The sequence below is a fragment of the Acinetobacter sp. GSS19 genome (genome assembly GCF_028621895.1).
In the GTDB taxonomy this organism is placed as follows: Bacteria; Pseudomonadota; Gammaproteobacteria; order Pseudomonadales; family Moraxellaceae; genus Acinetobacter.
The window spans coordinates 281373-299507 of sequence record NZ_CP117520.1 but is presented as its reverse complement, the minus strand read 5'-3'; the positions used below and the strand labels follow the sequence as shown (position 1 = coordinate 299507).

General features: G+C 46.5%; 12 protein-coding genes. 6 read left to right on the top strand and 6 right to left on the bottom strand.

The window, feature by feature from the left end; genetic code table 11:
* Positions 1-39: 39 nt before the first annotated feature.
* On the bottom strand, positions 40-375 hold the full coding sequence (locus tag PGW99_RS01465; protein WP_273778323.1) for a hypothetical protein: 336 nt from the start codon (positions 373-375) through the stop codon (positions 40-42).
* A gap of 426 nt (positions 376-801) precedes the next feature.
* Here PGW99_RS01465 and PGW99_RS01460 point away from each other — a divergent pair, with 426 nt between their 5' ends.
* From PGW99_RS01460 to PGW99_RS01440, 5 genes are all read left to right on the top strand, one after another.
* Complete coding sequence (locus tag PGW99_RS01460; protein ID WP_273778322.1) at positions 802-3024, top strand: primosomal protein N'; 2223 nt, start codon at positions 802-804, stop codon at positions 3022-3024.
* 81 nt (positions 3025-3105) lie between these two features.
* Positions 3106-4944, top strand: coding sequence for a monovalent cation:proton antiporter-2 (CPA2) family protein (locus PGW99_RS01455; protein ID WP_273778320.1), 1839 nt, complete (start codon positions 3106-3108; stop codon positions 4942-4944).
* A gap of 50 nt (positions 4945-4994) precedes the next feature.
* Positions 4995-5870: an Hsp33 family molecular chaperone HslO gene (hslO, locus tag PGW99_RS01450; protein WP_273778319.1), complete on the top strand. Its 876-nt coding sequence runs from the start codon at positions 4995-4997 to the stop codon at positions 5868-5870.
* Positions 5871-6041: 171 nt separating this feature from the next.
* Positions 6042-6998: a DnaJ C-terminal domain-containing protein gene (locus PGW99_RS01445; RefSeq protein ID WP_273778318.1), complete on the top strand. Its 957-nt coding sequence runs from the start codon at positions 6042-6044 to the stop codon at positions 6996-6998.
* Between the two features lie 10 nt (positions 6999-7008).
* Complete coding sequence (locus tag PGW99_RS01440) at positions 7009-7347, top strand: chaperone modulator CbpM (RefSeq protein WP_273778315.1); 339 nt, start codon at positions 7009-7011, stop codon at positions 7345-7347.
* On the opposite strand, the gene PGW99_RS01435 is transcribed toward PGW99_RS01440, so the two are convergent.
* A complete protein-coding gene (locus PGW99_RS01435) occupies positions 7328-8566 on the bottom strand; it encodes a magnesium transporter CorA family protein (protein ID WP_273778313.1) in 1239 nt (412 codons plus the stop codon). The two genes, PGW99_RS01440 and PGW99_RS01435, sit on opposite strands and share 20 nt — an antisense overlap.
* A 355-nt stretch (positions 8567-8921) precedes the next feature.
* Here PGW99_RS01435 and PGW99_RS01430 point away from each other — a divergent pair, with 355 nt between their 5' ends.
* Complete coding sequence (locus PGW99_RS01430) at positions 8922-9140, top strand: YdcH family protein (RefSeq protein ID WP_273778312.1); 219 nt, start codon at positions 8922-8924, stop codon at positions 9138-9140.
* A gap of 86 nt (positions 9141-9226) precedes the next feature.
* Here PGW99_RS01430 and pnp read toward each other — a convergent pair whose 3' ends face one another.
* The 4 genes from pnp to PGW99_RS01410 all read right to left on the bottom strand — a co-directional run bounded on the left by pnp (position 9227) and on the right by PGW99_RS01410 (position 18135).
* Positions 9227-11314, bottom strand: coding sequence for a polyribonucleotide nucleotidyltransferase (pnp, locus tag PGW99_RS01425; protein WP_273779386.1), 2088 nt, complete (start codon positions 11312-11314; stop codon positions 9227-9229).
* A 247-nt stretch (positions 11315-11561) separates the two neighbouring features.
* Positions 11562-11831: a 30S ribosomal protein S15 gene (rpsO, locus tag PGW99_RS01420; RefSeq protein WP_001229357.1), complete on the bottom strand. Its 270-nt coding sequence runs from the start codon at positions 11829-11831 to the stop codon at positions 11562-11564.
* Between the two features lie 739 nt (positions 11832-12570).
* Entirely contained in the window at positions 12571-14334 is a 1764-nt protein-coding gene (gene recD / locus PGW99_RS01415) for an exodeoxyribonuclease V subunit alpha (protein WP_273778309.1), read from the bottom strand.
* A gap of 39 nt (positions 14335-14373) precedes the next feature.
* On the bottom strand, positions 14374-18135 hold the full coding sequence (locus PGW99_RS01410) for a UvrD-helicase domain-containing protein (RefSeq protein WP_273778308.1): 3762 nt from the start codon (positions 18133-18135) through the stop codon (positions 14374-14376).

Here is an 18135-nt window from a genome sequence, read left to right as displayed (position 1 = left end):
GAATAAAAAAACCGGGAACACTCCCGGTTTTTTTATCTTTTAAATCCACTCATAGCTCAAGTAGGCCAGCATCGTGACCAAAAACCACATGGGCAACAGCCGGTAAATTTGAAATATCCATTGTTCTTTATGATCACTCAAGTGACTGAACGGCAGCAAACTCACTTTTAAAGCTGTATAGAAGCACACGCTCAGCAAGGCACTGAGTAGCGTCAAGGCAAAAAAGCCCAGTATAATCTGGCTACTACCACCAGTCATTTGCCAAAGCTGCTCAAGTTGGCCTGTTAAAGGCAACAGGCTTAATGTAAGTAAAATTGATTTCAGCAGCGCACGGTGAATGCGATAAGTTTCTTCAGAAAAAATAAAACTTTTCATTCGCCCCTCCCTGCGAATCTGCATGTTACAAATGTAAGTATGTAAGCTTTCCAATAAATAAAAAGTCCATTTTCCTTCATTATTTCAATAAATTGTAACCATCTCGGATACGAATCATTCTTATTCTAAATCGTATATTCAACTACTACCTTAGGGATGTAGGGTCTACATACAATTCTGCACTTATAGGCTCGAGACTTTTTGTAATTTTTTAAGATTCACGATGCTGGATTTATCGTACTATTCGATTACCACCCACTCGCTTTATGCTCAGCATAGAAACTACAACCGAGAGCCAAAAGAAAAATATTTTGTCTAGATGTTGCCTATTTCCATAAAAATCATTCATATTCTTTAACATACGTTGACTGCAGATCTTTTATTTGCAGTCCGCCCCCACACTTCTTAATCCCAGAATTGATGTATATGCCAAATCCTGTTGATGCCAGCGCTGTTGTTTATCGTGTACGTGTTGCTGTACCAGTGCATCTCTATGATTGTTTTGACTATATGCTCAGTGCAGAACAGTATCAGCTGGCTCAACCTGGTGCACGTGTGGCGGTGTCTTTTGGTCGGCAAAATCTGATTGGTCTGATTGTTGAAAAACTGGCACTGGACACCCCGCTCGATCCAAATATCAAACTGAAAGCCATTACCGAACTGTTAGATGAACAGCCGATCTTAGATGCAAAAGTTCTCACCCTTTTAAACTGGGCCGCCCAGTATTATCAATTTCCCATCGGTGAAGTGATGCAAACTGCGCTGCCTGCCTTGTTACGGCAAGGTAAACCGCTCAATCTGCTGGCACGAACCTGGACCTTGCTGGATCAGCAAGCGGATAGCAAGATTAGTCGTTCAAGCAAGCAGCAAGAGGCCTACCGGATTTTGAAATTGCATCCCGTTGGGACTGCAGAAAATATTTTGAATTTGAACGGGATTGAAACCGCAACCCTCAAGGCGCTGGAAAAAAAAGGCATTGTGCAGTGCCTGCTGGAAAACCAGGATTTCTCGCCTGAACCGGTGCAGTTGGCACACATGCCGTTAACCCCCAATCCAGATCAGCACAAAGCCATCCAACAGATTCTCAAAGCTCAGCATAAATATCAGGCTTTTTTACTCGATGGCCTGACGGGGAGTGGCAAAACTGAAGTGTATCTGCAAGTGATGCATGAGGTACTCAAACAGGGCAAACAGGTACTGGTCTTGGTTCCGGAAATTGGCCTGACACCACAAACCATCAGCCGTTTTCAGTCACGCTTCCATTGCCATATGGCGGTTTTACATTCCGGGCTGAATGACAGCAAGCGCTTGAAAGCCTGGCGCGATGCACAAAGTGGCAGAGCTTCAATTATCTTAGGAACACGTTCAGCAATTTATACGCCACTGCCACAGTTGGGTCTGGTGATTCTCGATGAAGAACATGACCTATCTTTTAAGCAACAAGAAGGCTTCCGTTACCACGCACGGGATGTCGCGCTATACCGGGCACATCTAGAAAACTGTCCCATCATTTTGGGATCAGCCACTCCAAGCATTGACAGCTATCATCTGGCAGAACAAGGCAAACTGACCCGTCTTGAGCTGAACCAGCGTGCTGGCAATGCCCTGTTACCCAAAATGCACCTGATCGATGTAAAAATTGCCAAAAAGCAACATGGACTGAGTCAACAACTCATCGAGCAAATTCAACTCCGCCTAGAACGCAAAGAACAGGTACTGGTGTTTCTGAACCGTCGCGGTTATGCCCCTGTACTAATCTGTGAAAGCTGTGGCTGGCAGGCCAACTGCCCACACTGTGATGCGCATTTTACCCTGCATACACAGCCCTACTCACATTTGCACTGCCATCATTGTGGCAGCATTCATCGTCTACCAGAACAATGTCCTTCCTGCCAGCAGACTACGCTCAAACCGATTGGTATGGGCACCGCCAAAGTCGAGGAAAATTTACAGACCTTGTTCCCGCATTACGACGTGATTCGGGTCGACCGTGACAGTACCAGCAAAGTAGGCAGTTGGCAGAAAATTTATGATCGGATCCAGCAGAGTAAACCCACCATCTTACTGGGCACCCAGATGCTGGCCAAAGGCCATCATTTCCCCTATGTTACTCTCGTAGCCATTCTGGATATTGATGCTGGCTTGCTCAGTGTCGATTTCCGTGCCACCGAACGTACGGCACAGCTCATCGTCCAAGTGGCGGGGCGTGCCGGCCGCGGTGAACATAAAGGTGAGGTGTATTTACAGACCCTCAGACCCGATCATCCCTTACTCAACACGCTGATTAAAGAGGATTATCGTGCCTTTGCCAAACAAACCCTGAAAGACCGCAAACTGGCTCTGTTGCCCCCTTACCGCTACGCCATGCTAGTACGCTGTGAGTCACGTCAGCAGGAACAGAACCAGCAGTTCTTACAACAACAGGCCGAGCTGTTGCGCCAACGCTCGAATGGTGAAATTGAAATCTGGGGCCCGATTCCAGCACCGATGGAACGCAAGGCAGGGCGCTATCAAGCCCACATGGTACTGCTCGCCAAAGATCGGGCACATTTGCATTTTTACAGCCGTCCGTGGTGGCAACAACTACTGCATGAACGCCCTTCACAGATGAAAATGTCGATTGATGTGGATCCACAGGAACTGAGTTAACAATCCCCTACAAATTAATGCCCTATTGTCTAAATTCATGTTTACAATCAAGGGCATTAGAACCCTCCATTCGAACAGCTGATGTCTTTACTGTTACAAGTCACCATTTTCTTGGGTGCGGCATTGATTCTGGTGCCATTAGGTAAGCGCCTCGGTATTGCCAGTATTCTGGGTTATCTGTTCACAGGCATCCTGCTTGGCCCGAGCGTGTTCAACATTGCCCATGATCCCCATGCGATTATGGAATTGGCCGAGTTTGGCGTCATCATGCTGATGTTCTTGATTGGCCTGGAACTACGACCGCAGCGCTTGTGGGAAATGCGCCATTCCATGTTTGTCATGGGCGGCTTGCAAATGCTGCTGAGTGGCATTGTATTGATGCTCGGTGTTTTTTTACTGCTGAATACGACACTGAGTGCCAGCTTTATTCTGGGTTTTGCCCTGGCTCTATCATCCACAGCCTTTGTCCTGCAAATGCTGAGTGAACAACAGCAGCTCAATACCGTATACGGCCGACAGGCCTTTGCCATTTTGCTGTTTCAGGACATGGCCGCCATTCCCTTACTTGCTGCAATTCCGTTACTGGCTGGGAGTGGCTCCACACATCATGGCATTGCTTATTTTGCCGCGATTATTGCAGCCTTTACCGGGCTATTTCTGTTCAGCCGTTACGTCATGCGCCCCTTTTTCCGTTTCGTGGCCAAGAGTGGCGCAACCGAACTCATTACCGCGGTCGGCTTATTTATTGTGCTGGCCGTGGTCTTACTGATGAAAACCCTGGGAATCAGTACCACCTTGGGGGCCTTCCTGACCGGAATGTTGCTGGCCGATTCTGAATTCCGTCATGAACTTGAAGCCAGTATCGCACCCTTTAAAGGATTATTGCTGGGCCTGTTCTTCATGACGGTCGGAATGACCACCCACCTCCATCTGGTACTGGATAACCCTGAGCTGATTGTGGGTGGCGCGCTATTATTGATGCTGGTCAAAGCTGCCTTGCTGGTAGGTATTGCACGCTACTATCGACGCAGCTGGAGAAACAGCCTGTTACTAGCCACCTGTCTCGCGCAGGGAGGCGAGTTTGCCTTCGTCGTACTGACGGTTGCTCACACTGAAAAGGTGCTGAGTACAGTACTGTTTGAACCGACAATGCTGATCGTGACCCTGTCTATGATGCTGACACCACTTAGCTACTGGGCCATGCACAAGCTGCTCAACCGCTGGAATACGGGATCGACTCGAACTGATGATTCAATTCCAACAACACAGTATCCAATCATTATTGCTGGTTTCGGTCGTTTCGGGCAGATCGTGGCGCGGGTCGCCCGACTGCAACACATTCCTTTTACTGCAATTGACAACAATCCACAGCACCAGCATTTTGTCCATCAGTACGGCGGCTCACTGTATTATGGCGATGCCACCCATCCCGACTTGCTACGTTCGGCCGGCATCCAGCATGCCAAGGTGTTTGTGCTCGCGATTGATGATGTCGAAGACTCTATGAACGTCGCCCGGCATATCAAACTGAATTATCCCAGCTTAAAACTGCTGGTTCGTGCACGTGATCGGCATCATGTACATTTGCTACGGGAAATCGGGGTACAACTGATCTGGCGGGAAACCTATCTATCATCTTTGGGCATGGCCTTTCAGGTTTTACGCGAACTGGATGTAGCCGAACAACAGGCCTATGACAATATTGAACGTTTCCGTGACTATGATGAAAAACTGTTGGCGCAACAGCAGAGCATTTTCATGGATCCAGAAAAAATCCATGAATCACAGCGGAATGCCTTGCTTGAACTGGAACAGCTGTTTGAATATGACCGTGAAATCAGTACATCCTCCACAGGCGTCAATTTAACCCGCGGCTTAGAAAATCATCGTATTGATGTAACACGGGATGAACCCAATTGACTTGTGTTTTACAATATCACCACCATTAAGACAGGGTCTTGGAGAATACTATGTCTGATTTACGCCAACGCTTTTTTATTGAAGACTGCCCTGTTCGTGGTGAAGTAGTTCATTTAGAAGAAGCTTTACAAACCATTTTGGGCCAACGCCCGTATATGCCTGCTGTACAAATCCTGCTGGGAGAAATGCTGAGCGCAACGGCCTTGCTGGCCAGCACCCTCAAAATCAAGGGACGCATCAGCCTGCAGATTCAGGCCAGTGGCACCTTTAAATGGGCGATGGCTGAATGTAACCATCTCGGTGAAGTCCGCGCCTTGGCAGATTACGAAGAAGACCCACGTTTTGTTGCTGCAGAAGACAGCAGTGTGGTGCTGAAATCACTGCTCAACCCTGTACTTTTTATCAATATCGAACCGGAGTTTGGTGAACGCTATCAGGGCATCGTACCATTGGATCAACCGACCTTGGCAGGCTGCCTGATGCAGTATTATGATCTGTCTGCACAGATCCCAACGCACATTGTCTTGGCCAGCAATGCCCAGCACTCGGGTGGTTTACTGATCCAGTTGTTACCGCGCAACAATGAAGAAGAACAGAAGTTTGTCGATGAAGATCTATGGCCACGCCTGATCATGCTGACACAAACACTGAAAGTGGAAGAATTGACTGAACTGGATCCAAACGAAATTCTTTACCGTTTGTACAATGAAGAAAAAGTTCGTTTACCCGAAGTTGAAGCATTACGTTTTGGCTGTACCTGTTCCAAAGAACGCTGTGCGATTGCTCTGCAACAAATTGGTCTCGAAGCCGTGAAAGAAACGCTGGAACATCAAACCCCCATCGTCATGGATTGCCAGTTCTGTCAGGCCCAATATACCTTTAGCGCTGAAGAAGCCTTGGGCCTGTTTGGCAAGCATGTCAGTTAACCCAGCTAAGCCTTGAAGCGCAGCATTAAAAAATCCTGCCGTTTCAGTCAAGCCAGTGACCCGTTCACTGGCTTTTTTCATAAATTGAAACAATATTGAACGGCACTCAGCTATGCTTTCTACAGAATAAAACTAATAATCAACAATAAAACTGAATGATAAATCATCACCATGACCAAAAATTATTATGAAATTCTCGGTGTCTCGCGGGATGCTACACAAGAAGAAATCAAAAAAAGTTACCGAAAACTCGCCAAAAAATATCACCCAGATATCAGCAAAGAATCTGATGCTGAAGAGAAAATGCAGGCGGTCAATGTTGCTTATGACACATTGAGTCATCCAGAAAAAAAAGCTGAATATGACCAGATGCTCGATCATCCACAAGGGTTCTCGGGTTTTGGTGCAGGTGCAGGACACGCAGGTTTTGATGGGGCACGCTTTTACCGTCAGGGTTATGGTCAGCATGGCAGTGCTTCAGATTTTAGCGGTTTTGAAGATCTTTTTGGACGCTTTGGCAGTGGATTTGGCGGTGGCAACTACCAGTATCAACGTCAACAACACAGTTACCGTGGTGAAGACCAACATGCCAAAATCGAAATTGATCCCGAGATTGCCTATCACGGCAGTACGCAGAATATTACCTTGCAGATTCCAACCCTGAATGCCTATGGTGAGCCCGAAATCCAGCGAAAAACCCTACAGGTCAAAATCCCGAAAGGCATGAAAGAAGGCCAGCAAATCAGGCTTAGCGGTCAGGGACAAAGCGGCATCAATGGTGGCGAAAATGGTGACCTGTATATTGAGATCCAATACAAGGACAATGACCGCATCCGAGTCGAAGGCAGCGATGTGTATTACACCGTAGATGTGGCATCCTGGGAAGCGGTTCTTGGACAAAGCATTGAGGTAAAAACCCCGGCAGGCTCCCTGCACGTCCATCTACCACGAAATGCCAAAACTGGTCAGCAGTTGCGTCTCAAAGACAAAGGGATTCCTGCAAAAACACCGGGACACCTGTATTTAATCTTGAATGTGGTCAACCCGGCAGCACATTCCGAACAAGAAAAACAAGCCTATCAGGCACTGGCTGCGGCCTTCCCTCATTTTAATCCACGGGCAGAATAAGGAGTTGCACATGGTCACGATTCATTATCGCGAAATGATCTGTAACGGCTGTGAGGACATGGAAATTTTGGATAACGATTATCCACTCACACTCCAGCAATTTGCACAGATTTGCGGCCAAAGCCCAGACTGGATTCTGGCTTTACTCGAACATGATATTTTACCCCTGCGCAGCGGTGCTGGGCAGCCTCAATTTATCGGCGAAGATGTTGGTCGTGCACGACGTGCATATCGCCTGCAACGAGATTTTGAGGCCAGTTTACCTGCGGTTGCCGTGATGCTGGATCTGCTGGATGAGGTCAAACAGCTACGGCGCCGCATGCAACGGACTACTCCGCCAGATCTTTAATTTTTCGTTTGAAACGACGGGTTTGACGCTTTAAATGCTGGTTATAGCGGTCATAGTCGAGTAACCAGGACAAATTCACGGTTCTCTGCTGGTGCTGCTGGGCCAGCAGATCAATAATACTTTCTTCATGCCCACCAAACAGACGGCTACGATAGAATAAATACAGCAAAATAGCGGTACATAGCAGCATTAAAACCACAATAATCCAGAAACCCTCGTGTTGGTCTAAACCCGGAATATATTGAAAATTCATTCCATAGATTCCGGTGAGTAGGGTCAATGGGGCAAAAATTGTGGTGATAATTGCTAAGATCCGCATGTTTTCATTGGTCTGGTTAGAAATAGCTGAAAAATGCAGGTTAATCGCGGCTTGTATCGCGTTGCGTAATCGGGTCACGTGTTTCTGGATCCGCTCAACGTGACTGGCCAAGTCATCAATCCGCACCAAGGTAATATCTTGTGGATCATGCAGTTCTTCCCCCATCAGATGTGGATAGTTCTGCACAATTTCATCACGCAACTCTTGCAGAGCCTCGATTTGTTCTTCACACAGATTTTCAATCTGCTGAAATAAGGTCATTTCCTGAAATAACTGGTGCCATTGCTTGAAGCGCTTTTTACCTTGGAGCAATTCACGCTGCCAGTACTCCACCCGCCTGGTCAAAGGTGTGCGTAAATCCAGATAATTGTCCGTCATGCGGTTGAGGATACGCAGTCCCAAATCCAGCGTTGAAGTCGGTAATTTCAGCGGCTTATCATTTTCCGTCTGCTGGACCGAGCAGCTTTTCATCCGCTGTAGATAAGCCTCAATGACCTGGGTTCCTGTTTCACGAAAGGTAATCAATACTTTGGGATTAAAGAAGAAGGCAATCGGTGTCGAAGCCAAACCAAAGGCCGTCTGGTCAGGTGATAGAGTTTTATCTTTATAATCAATCTGGTCATCCGGTGTGACCATCTTGCGGAAAATCAGCAGATCATATTCTTCGGTACTGTCAAATGCGCAGGGATGGTCAATATTCAATAGATCACGCAGGTGATATTCATTAATTTTCAGCCCGGTTAAAGCATGAATATCGGCTTTCCAATCCTCTACACGGTCCAGCAAATCTTCGCGGGTATTATCAATCCAGATAAAATCGACAGGATGCTCCTGCTCAAGCTGATCACGCACGAAGGTGTACTGATCCTTACGGTCTTGATAGAAATAAAATATCTGCATGATTTGAATGGATTTTAAAACGTGCTGGAAAAGGCATCATGCCACAAAATGTCTGCTTTGAAAGTAGGCTTTGCTCTACAAACTGTGCAGATTTCGTCACGACCAATCACCTAAAAATGAGCCTCAATGGAACATATTGAACAGAGCCTCACTTGGTAATGATTAGCACGAATGGTGTGCTTGGTGTAGAAATCTTATTTTTATAGCTTGGCGGAGCCATATTATAGCTTAATTCCATAAAAAAATTAAGGAATTTTACTGCCTGCAGGGTTCAGCAAAAAAACTGTCATTTTTTTGTGACATATTGCATTTTAAAGATAGAAAGTATGAACAATCCAGCAGAGGTAAATCACGAATGTTTCCAGAATACCGTTCTTTGATCAGCAAATTAAAGCAAGAAGATGCCCATTTCCATCGCGTGTTTGAAGAACATAATGCACTTGACCATGAAATTATTCGTCTTGAACAAAACCCGGTAACCGAGGGAAGTGACGAGATTGAGCATTTGAAACGCCAGAAACTCAAATTAAAAGATGAGTTATATGTCATGCTGCGACGCGCTGACAGCGAATAAGGTACATACTTCTGAAGGTTGAATGATTCCCTCAAGCTTCAGATATAAAAAAAGCCCATTTGATGGGCTTTTTTTATTGCGAGAGCTTAAGCCTGCGCGATGTCTTTCATGGTCAATTTGATACGACCGCGGTTGTCCACGTCAGCAACCTGAACTTTTACGTCCTGACCTTCTTTCAGCACGTCAGCCACGTTGGCAATACGCTCATTCGAGATTTGTGAAATGTGCAACAAGCCATCAGTACCTGGCATGATGTTCACGAAAGCACCAAATTCAACAATACGGATCACTTTACCATCGTAGATTTTACCTGGTTCAACTTCAGCAGTTAAGGCCTGGATTTTGGCAATTGCCGCTTGTGCAGCTGCTTTGGTTTCACCAAACACACGTACGGTACCGTTGTCTTCGATGTCAATCGCCGCTTTGGTTTCTTCTGTGATTTGACGAATGGTCGCACCACCTTTACCAATCACGTCACGGATCTTGTCTGGATTGATGGTGATCACTTGGAAAGTTGGCGCATGCATGCTGATTTCTGGACGTGCACGGGAAATCACTTTGTTCATTTCATTCAAGATGTGCATACGACCGGCAAATGCCTGGTTCAATGCCACTTCCATGATTTCTTCAGTTATACCTTCGATCTTGATGTCCATTTGTAGCGCGGTAATACCGTTGGCAGAACCTGCTACTTTAAAGTCCATGTCGCCCAAGTGATCTTCATCACCCAAAATGTCAGAAAGAACTGCGAAACGCTCGCCTTCTTTTACTAGACCCATCGCGATACCCGCAACTGGTGCTTTTAATGGTACACCTGCATCCATCAATGCAAGAGATGCACCACACACAGATGCCATAGACGACGAACCGTTAGATTCAGTGATGTCAGATACTACACGAAGCACATACGGGAAGCGGTCTGCAGCAGGAAGTACCGCTTGTACACCACGACGCGCCAAACGGCCATGACCGATTTCACGACGTTTTGGACCAGACTCACGACCAGTTTCACCTACTGAGTATGCAGGGAAGTTGTAGTGCAACATGAAGTTGTCAGTCTTGGTACCTGCAAGCGTATCGACCATCAACGCATCACGAGTATTACCCAAGGTTGCAGTCACAAGGGCTTGAGTTTCACCACGGGTAAACAATGCTGAACCGTGTGCACGATCAAGTACACCCACTTGTACATCTAGCGCACGAACAGTTTTAGTATCACGGCCATCAATACGTGGCTTACCTGACAAGATGTTGTCACGTACAGTGCGGTATTTCAGGTCTTCAAACAAATCATTCAATTCGTCTGCAATACCAGTTTCATCATTTTCTGGAACGAACTGAGCAACTGCTTCAGCTTTTAATGCATCCAATGCCGCATAACGGTCTTGTTTCACCGCAATGGTATACGCTTCAGAAATTTTTGCTTCAAATGCCGCTTTTAACTGCGCACGAAGCTCTTCATTTTTAGTTGGTGCAACCCAGTCGGATTCTTTTGCACCCGCTGCTGCTGCAAATTCTTTAATCGCTTGTACCGCGATTTGCATTTCATCATGACCAAACAATACTGCACCGAGCATTTGATCTTCAGAAAGTTCTTTCGCTTCTGATTCAACCATTAACACGGCTGAATCTGTACCTGCAACCACCAGGTCAAGATCAGACTGTGCCATTTGTTCATAGTTCGGGTTCAGAACGTATTCACCGTTGATTAAACCGACACGTGCCGCACCGATTGGGCCACGGAATGGTGTACCCGCAATTGCAAGTGCTGCAGACGTACCTAACATGGCCGCAATATCTGCTTCCATTGATTTGTCAGAAGAAACTACAGTCGCAGTGACCTGGATTTCGTTGAAATAACCTTCTGGGAACAATGGACGGATTGGACGGTCAATCAGACGTGAAATCAAGGTTTCCGCTTCAGACGCACGGCCTTCACGCTTGCCATAACCACCTGGGATACGACCAGCAGCATATTGTTTTTCTTGATAGTTAACAGTTAAAGGAAAGAAATCCTGACCTGCTTTTGCAGTTGGCTGAGCAACCACAGCCACCAATACAGAAACACCCCCCATAGTGATCAGTACAGAGTTAGCTTGACGTGCAACACGACCAGTTTCTAAAACGACCTGATGCTGGCCAAATTGGAATTCTTTACGAATAATATTAAACATCGACATGTATTGATTTTTCCTGATTTTATTCTAGTGGAGACCCCTAAGGTTTGGCATTCACATCAACTACATAAATGACAAAGCTTAGAAGCCGACCTCACTAGATATTTAAAATACTAATTTAAGACACAAAGAAGGAGCGAACAATTCGCCCCTTCCCATTATCCAGCCAAAACTGGATATACTTTAGTTTTCAGTAATACGGCATTCAGCATGCAATAATCCGAAAATAAAAGCTTAAATCGAATTAACGACGTAAACCTAAAGCACCGATCAAAGCAGTATAACGCTCATGATCTTTACCGTTAAGGTAGTCAAGCAGTTTACGACGTTGGTTAACCATACGGATCAAACCACGACGGCTGTGGTGGTCGTGTTTGTGAGCTTTAAAGTGACCTTGCAAGTCATTGATTTGCGCAGTTAATAAAGCTACTTGTACTTCTGGTGAACCAGTGTCGTTTTCAGCGCGAGCAAATTTAGCGATGATCTCTGCGCGATCTGCGTTTGTTAAAGCCATTCGATTTCTCCGAGATGCTTTGAATAAAAAATACGATAAGAATCACCTTGACGGATCTTGGTGACTGCCGTGCATCACTACAGCAAGTTTAGCATTTTAAGGGAAAATGGCGCTGATTGCAAAAAAACCGCTGCTTTCCTGAGCATCAGCTTTTCCGCCACAATTAACAAGCCACTTCAGCACATCCCACGGTTCTTTTATAAAGACCGGAACCCAAATACCTTCGATTCAAACCGAACAAGCCTTTTCCCCACATAAAAATGCCCAAGTACTAGACTTGGGCATTATGCGCTGTAACTCATACCACTTATTATTGTTATTCTTTGTTTCGCCAAAAAGCGAGATTTATTGTTATAAGTTCTTGATTTTTTATTTTGTTTTCATAGTTTCATCTTGCTCTTTACGACGAGTTAAAAACAGTCGCCACGTCGGCACACCCTGTAAGTGAATGCTTACATTGACCCTACACTCATATAAATCACAGCAAAATAAAAAGCCCTGTAGTCTCTCCCAAAACTACAAGGCTTAGCGGCTGTAAGTTCCTCTCTTATCACTTACGCTCTATGTAAGTTCGCTGTCTTACGACTCGTTATGATTATTATGCGCTTGTTTCCAGCTTTCCTTGCCGGCTTGTTGTTGAAAGCAATCATCGCAAAAACAGGAACCGCCGACTATGCGCAAATTTCCTTAATCTGTGTAAGCTTTTGCTTACAAAGCTGCATATTTTTTAAAAATTCTCTTATAAACAAAGAGTTTTTTTAACTTTATTCACTAAACCACTCTGCCTCACCGTGCGGCAGCGTAAGGATTGAGCAAAAGCTTCCATATCCACCAACAGGCTCACAACTTTCTTGGCACGGGTAATGGCCGTATAGATCAACTCTTGGCTCAACAGATTCTGTGCCGTCTGATCCAGCACAACCGCGGTATGGGTAAATTCAGAACCTTGCGACTTATGAATGGTTAAAGCAAATGCGGTCTCCATGCTCTTCGGCAAGCGTGCAGCAGGGATCCATTTGTTCAGACTCGGGAAATACACTTCAAACTGTCCCGGCTGACTACGGTGTTTCAAGCATAGTCCGATATCACCATTCGACAGCCCAAGCTGGTAATCGTTGTAAGTCATCATCACCGGACGCCCAACATACCAGTCACCATAGCGAGCAATATATAAAGCAAGCATATCCAACAAACGTTGTTCCATCTGTAGGTTTAACTGTACTAAGCCAAATGTGCCATGTCGGACTGCGGTCAGGATGCGGTAATCATCAAAACGCTGCACCAGAGTATTAACCATCAATTCTGGCTCATCGGCCTGTACATAGTCTTTAAGGGCTTGCAGATACCCCTGATAACCGAGCATTAATTTGTCATAGTACTCCGTACAGGCTGCAACTTTAGGAGAAGGCGCAGGTAAATATTCCAGCTGAATCTGCTCCGACATTTCTGCGGTTAGAGCTACGGCATGAATTTCACTGGCTGCTACGATTTGCTCACTAAATGTTTGTAATAACCAGCTACTATTCTGCTGCTGGGATTGAGCTTGAATAAAACGGGCCATTTCTCCAATCAATGCACCACTTTTAAAACGGCGACTGTTTAGCAGATTCACCCGATGCTCCCTGAGTGCTTCAACCTGTTGCAAATCTGCCAGCACAGCCCCCACATCCACAGAAGCTAGCTGGTTGGCATCACCCAATAAGATCAGACGAGCCTGATCTGGAACTGCAGCAAACAGCATTTGTGCCAGGTTCAGATCGAGCATGGAGGCTTCATCCACGACAATCACATCATAAGGTAAAGGCTGTTGGCGATGGAAACGGGGTTGCTGCGAGTTGCCCAGCCCCAACAGACGATGCAGCGTGACCGGCGTGAGACGTTTTAAATCTTCGGTTACCAGAGGCTGTAATTTTTCATCATGTAAAGAGTTTTGCAGCGCTTCTTTCATGCGCTGGGCTGCTTTACCGGTAGGTGCAGCCATGGCAATCCGGATATTCGGTATAGCCTGATTTAACACCGCGATAATACGGGCAAGGGTATAGGTTTTCCCTGTACCAGGCCCCCCTGTAATGATATTCAGGCTCTGCTTGGCCACCATCGCCAATGCCTGTTTCTGATATTCATCCTCAAGCAAGTCTGTATGAGAAGACAGATCAACAGCCGCAATTTTTTGCTGTTGCAAACGGGTCACCTGTTCGGCCAAGGCTTGTTCGAGAGCCCAATAACGGTACAGATATAAACGCTGCCCATCATAGACAAACGGAGCCACTGTACCCGGCTGTACGGACTCAGATTGCATCAGCGATTGTAAACATTCAGCCTGTGTGTTCGGAACCAATAAACAACTATCACCTTGCAGCACTGCCTGCATTAAGCGCTGGATCAGCTCAGTGGCCAGAGATGGATCAGAAACCTGAGCAAACGGCGGCTGGCAGATGAACTGGCTCCAAATACTGATCCACTGTTCATGTTGACTTTCACGCTGTTTCAGCTGGTTTTCCACACAGTTATCCTCAAAGTTATACACAATTTAAATAATTGATTATTCGACCAACATTTCGGCCGGTGAGACCCGTTTGTGGATAGAAATGCCCGTGCCGTAACCCAAAATGGCATCTAGGCGTAAAATGAATTCGCTCTCAGGTTGCCAATGATAAACACCTGTCTCTGCTTGTCCGGACATTCCGCGTAAATACAAATAACTCGCACCACCCAAATCACGTTCGATCTGATAATCCAGCAATTGCAAACGCAAGTAGCGGTGCAAAGCCACCAGATACAACCCTGCCTGCAACCAGTAACTGGAATGTGACATGTTCTGTGCGATCATCTGTGGATGGTAATCCTGCTGATCCGCCCCGAGAAAATTACTCTTATAATCCGCAATGTGATAGCGCTGACCATCAAAATACACTAGATCGATAGAACCAGTCAGATAGCGTGCCGAGTTGGCCTGGTGAAACTCGGCCATATCAAGGCCATATTCGGCGTACAGTTCATGAATACGTTTAATGGTCAGCACACGATCTGCCAAAGACAGATAAAACGGAAATTCAGCCAGATATTGTCCATTCACCAACTGGTTTAAGCTGAAATCCGCATGCAATGGCGTTGCTAGAACTTCATGCAACCAGTCGGCCATCTGATGATAAATCATCTGTTCATGCTGTTCAGCGCTGGCGGACAGTGAATCAAGTTTTGCCAACAATTCTGCTAATAAGCCCTGAGAATTATACTGATTGTCATTTTTAAAACGCCGCTTAAGCTCTTCAGCAATACGGGAGTGATCATCATCAAAGCGGATATTTTCAAACAGTTTGTGCAGGAAACTGCCGGCATTGGTTCCCATGGGAAAATGACGTTTAATCCAGGCAATCGGTTGCTGCATCGTTTCAGGCACATCGAGCAGCGGCAGATGAATTTCATCTGCTGCACTTTCCTGTAGCGTTGTATCCACCGCCAGACTGTCCAAGATGGCAGCGCGACTGAGATGCTGGGCCAAAGCACTGAAGCTAGTTTTAGAGCGTGGATAGAAACGCTGTTGTGGTAAGGCTAAAGCATTCAGACGACTACTGTCGGTCTGGGTTTGAGCTGCCTGCAACAGAGGTGGGCATTCTTGGAGCAAGGGTTCAAGCATCGAATAGGGATGGCTAAATAATTGCTCTGCTGGACCTCGCCAGAACCCGAGGCCATTACGGGACTCCCCTTTTGCATCATGTAGCATGGCATACACCCGATGACTGGCACGAGTCAGGGCGACATACCACAGACGACGCTGTTCGGCTTCCTGTCGTGCTTCATTCTGAGCAATCTCCTCCGGTGTCAGGCACTCTTTATCATTAACTGCAATCACACGTTGCTGTTCTACCTGCCCTGTTATGGGATTGACCTGCTCAACCGTCGAAAAGTTGAGTGCTTTCGACTGATTACCCGGTTTTTTGTCTGCACCGAGCAAGAATACAATTTTAAACTCCAGACCTTTGGACTGATGAATGGTCATCAGCTGCACACCGGATGCATTTGACAGTTTGCGTTCAAGTTCCCATTCCCGTTCACTTGGTGACTGCAGTTGCTTCAAGTACCAGTGATACAACATCTGTGCACCCTGATAATGCTCACTATGCTGACACAGCAATTCGGTCAAGTGACGTAAATTCACCACCACCCGTTCATTGTCACGACTTTGTTTGGCCACCAGTGTTTGCCAGACCTTGAACAGGTTCAAGCAATATTGCCAGGCAGTTAAAAAGCCTTTTTCCAGCCACATTTCACGAATGGCGTCAAAGTCATAGAAAAACTGGCTCAGCCCATCCGGCTGATTTTCTAGCGCCAATACATCATTCAGACGAAAGCCCAGTAAACGGCTCAGCAAAGCACGCTTGATTTTACCTTCATTATAAGGATGCAAAATGGCGGTCAGCAGCGCCCCCACATCCTGTGCAACCGCACTGTCAAATACACTGCGTTTGGAGCTACGGTTAACCCGTATGCCTAAGCGTTCCAGTTCATACTGGGCTTTCTCCAGTCCATCATGGCTTCTGGATAAAATCGCAATATCATCTTCCTGCAGATAACGTGGCTGCTCCTTTTCAGCAAAATAGCATTGCTGCTGGATCCCCTGATTGAGCAGATCACGAATTTTCCAGGCCACCTGAATCAACTCGTCTTTACTCTCAGATAAACTCATCCAGCGCAGTGGAGCATGGTTTTCACCCTGCTGATCAATCAGCGCAGGATGTGGACGTGTCCCGGCCTGAACTGGCGTATAAGGTACATCTTCACCAAACTGCATCTGACGCTGGAATAAGGCATCCACCACTTCAACCAGTGCAGCCACTGAACGGTGGTTATATTTCAAGGTATACAGGCGACCTTGCTTGGCCAGGACATCTTTGCGGGCCTTGTTATAGGTCAGCATATCACCGCCACGAAAGCCGTAAATCGCCTGTTTGGGGTCACCCACCATGATCATGCAGCCGTGAGCAAAACGTCGCGTATCACGCCAGATCTGCGCCAACATTTGATCCTGATCCTGATTGGTATCCTGAAATTCATCCACCAGAATCAACGGATAACGCGCCTGAACATATTGGGCAAAACGCTGCCCCTGTTCCCCCTGCAAGGCGCCCGCTAAAGTACGGATTTGCTGGGCAAAGGTGGTTTCACCCTTTTGCTGTAAAACCTGAGGCAGACGTTTTTTGACTTCGTGGCTGATATAAAATTTCAGGTAACTGTCGAGTAGTCCCAAGTCATTTTGCAACTGCTGTACTTGCAGGCAAAAGCTGCGCAACTGTTGCACGATGATGTGCTGTTCAAACTGCTGCAAGACTTCTGCTGCACACTTATTGAGAACTTTGCCACAACATAGATTGGTGAGATTTTTGAGGGTTGGAGCCAAATGTGCTGCAAACACGGCATAACCCCGCTGTTGCTGTAATGCCTGTAAGAATGCGGGTAAATCCTCACACAGGGTTCGTTGCAGCAACTGCTGATCACGCCATTTTTTAGCTACAACAGCATGGTATTGACCCGCTTCATGGTAAAAATCAGCGAGTTCTCCGACCCGCTCAAGATCAAGCTGGAGCAACGCATCCAGTTGCGTTTCAAAAGCCTGAAGATCACAGGCTGGACGTGCCATCTGCTGAAACTGTGCCGAAGCAAAATTCAGCGTATCTTCCACCACTGCGACATAGGCCTCAACGGACTTGAGTTTTTGGGTCAGACATAAATAATCGATCAGTGGCTGTGGCTGGTTTTGAATCCATTCACGCAACACATCATGAATCAACTGCCGGGTATAACTTTTGGCATCATCCGTGATTTCAGCACGCTCGATCTTGCCACTTTCAAAAGCAAATTCTCGTAGCAGTTTCTGGCTGAAGCTGTCGAGCGTACCAACAAACAGCTCATCCAACTGATCAATCACCAGCTTCAAACGGTTCAGGGCATAATCTGGTCGCAGCGCGTAATCGGTCAGAACTTTGTGAAACAAAGGATCCTGTTCATTGCGGATTTTCTCCTGAAGGTCCAGGGCATTGAGCGACTGGCAACTGCCCAGGTAACGCTGGGTTTCCTGTAGCCGGGCACGAATCCGGCTTTTCAGTTCAGCCGCAGCAGCACGGGTAAAAGTGGTCGCAATCACCTGATTCGGCAAATAATCCTGCAAAAACACACGAACCATCAGACTGGACAAGGTATAGGTTTTGCCTGTTCCGGCAGAGGCTTCGATCCAGTGCAGCCCTTTAAACTGCATGTCCCGGATCGGATTATCGGATGGATGAACGGGTTGTTGAGATATCTGCAT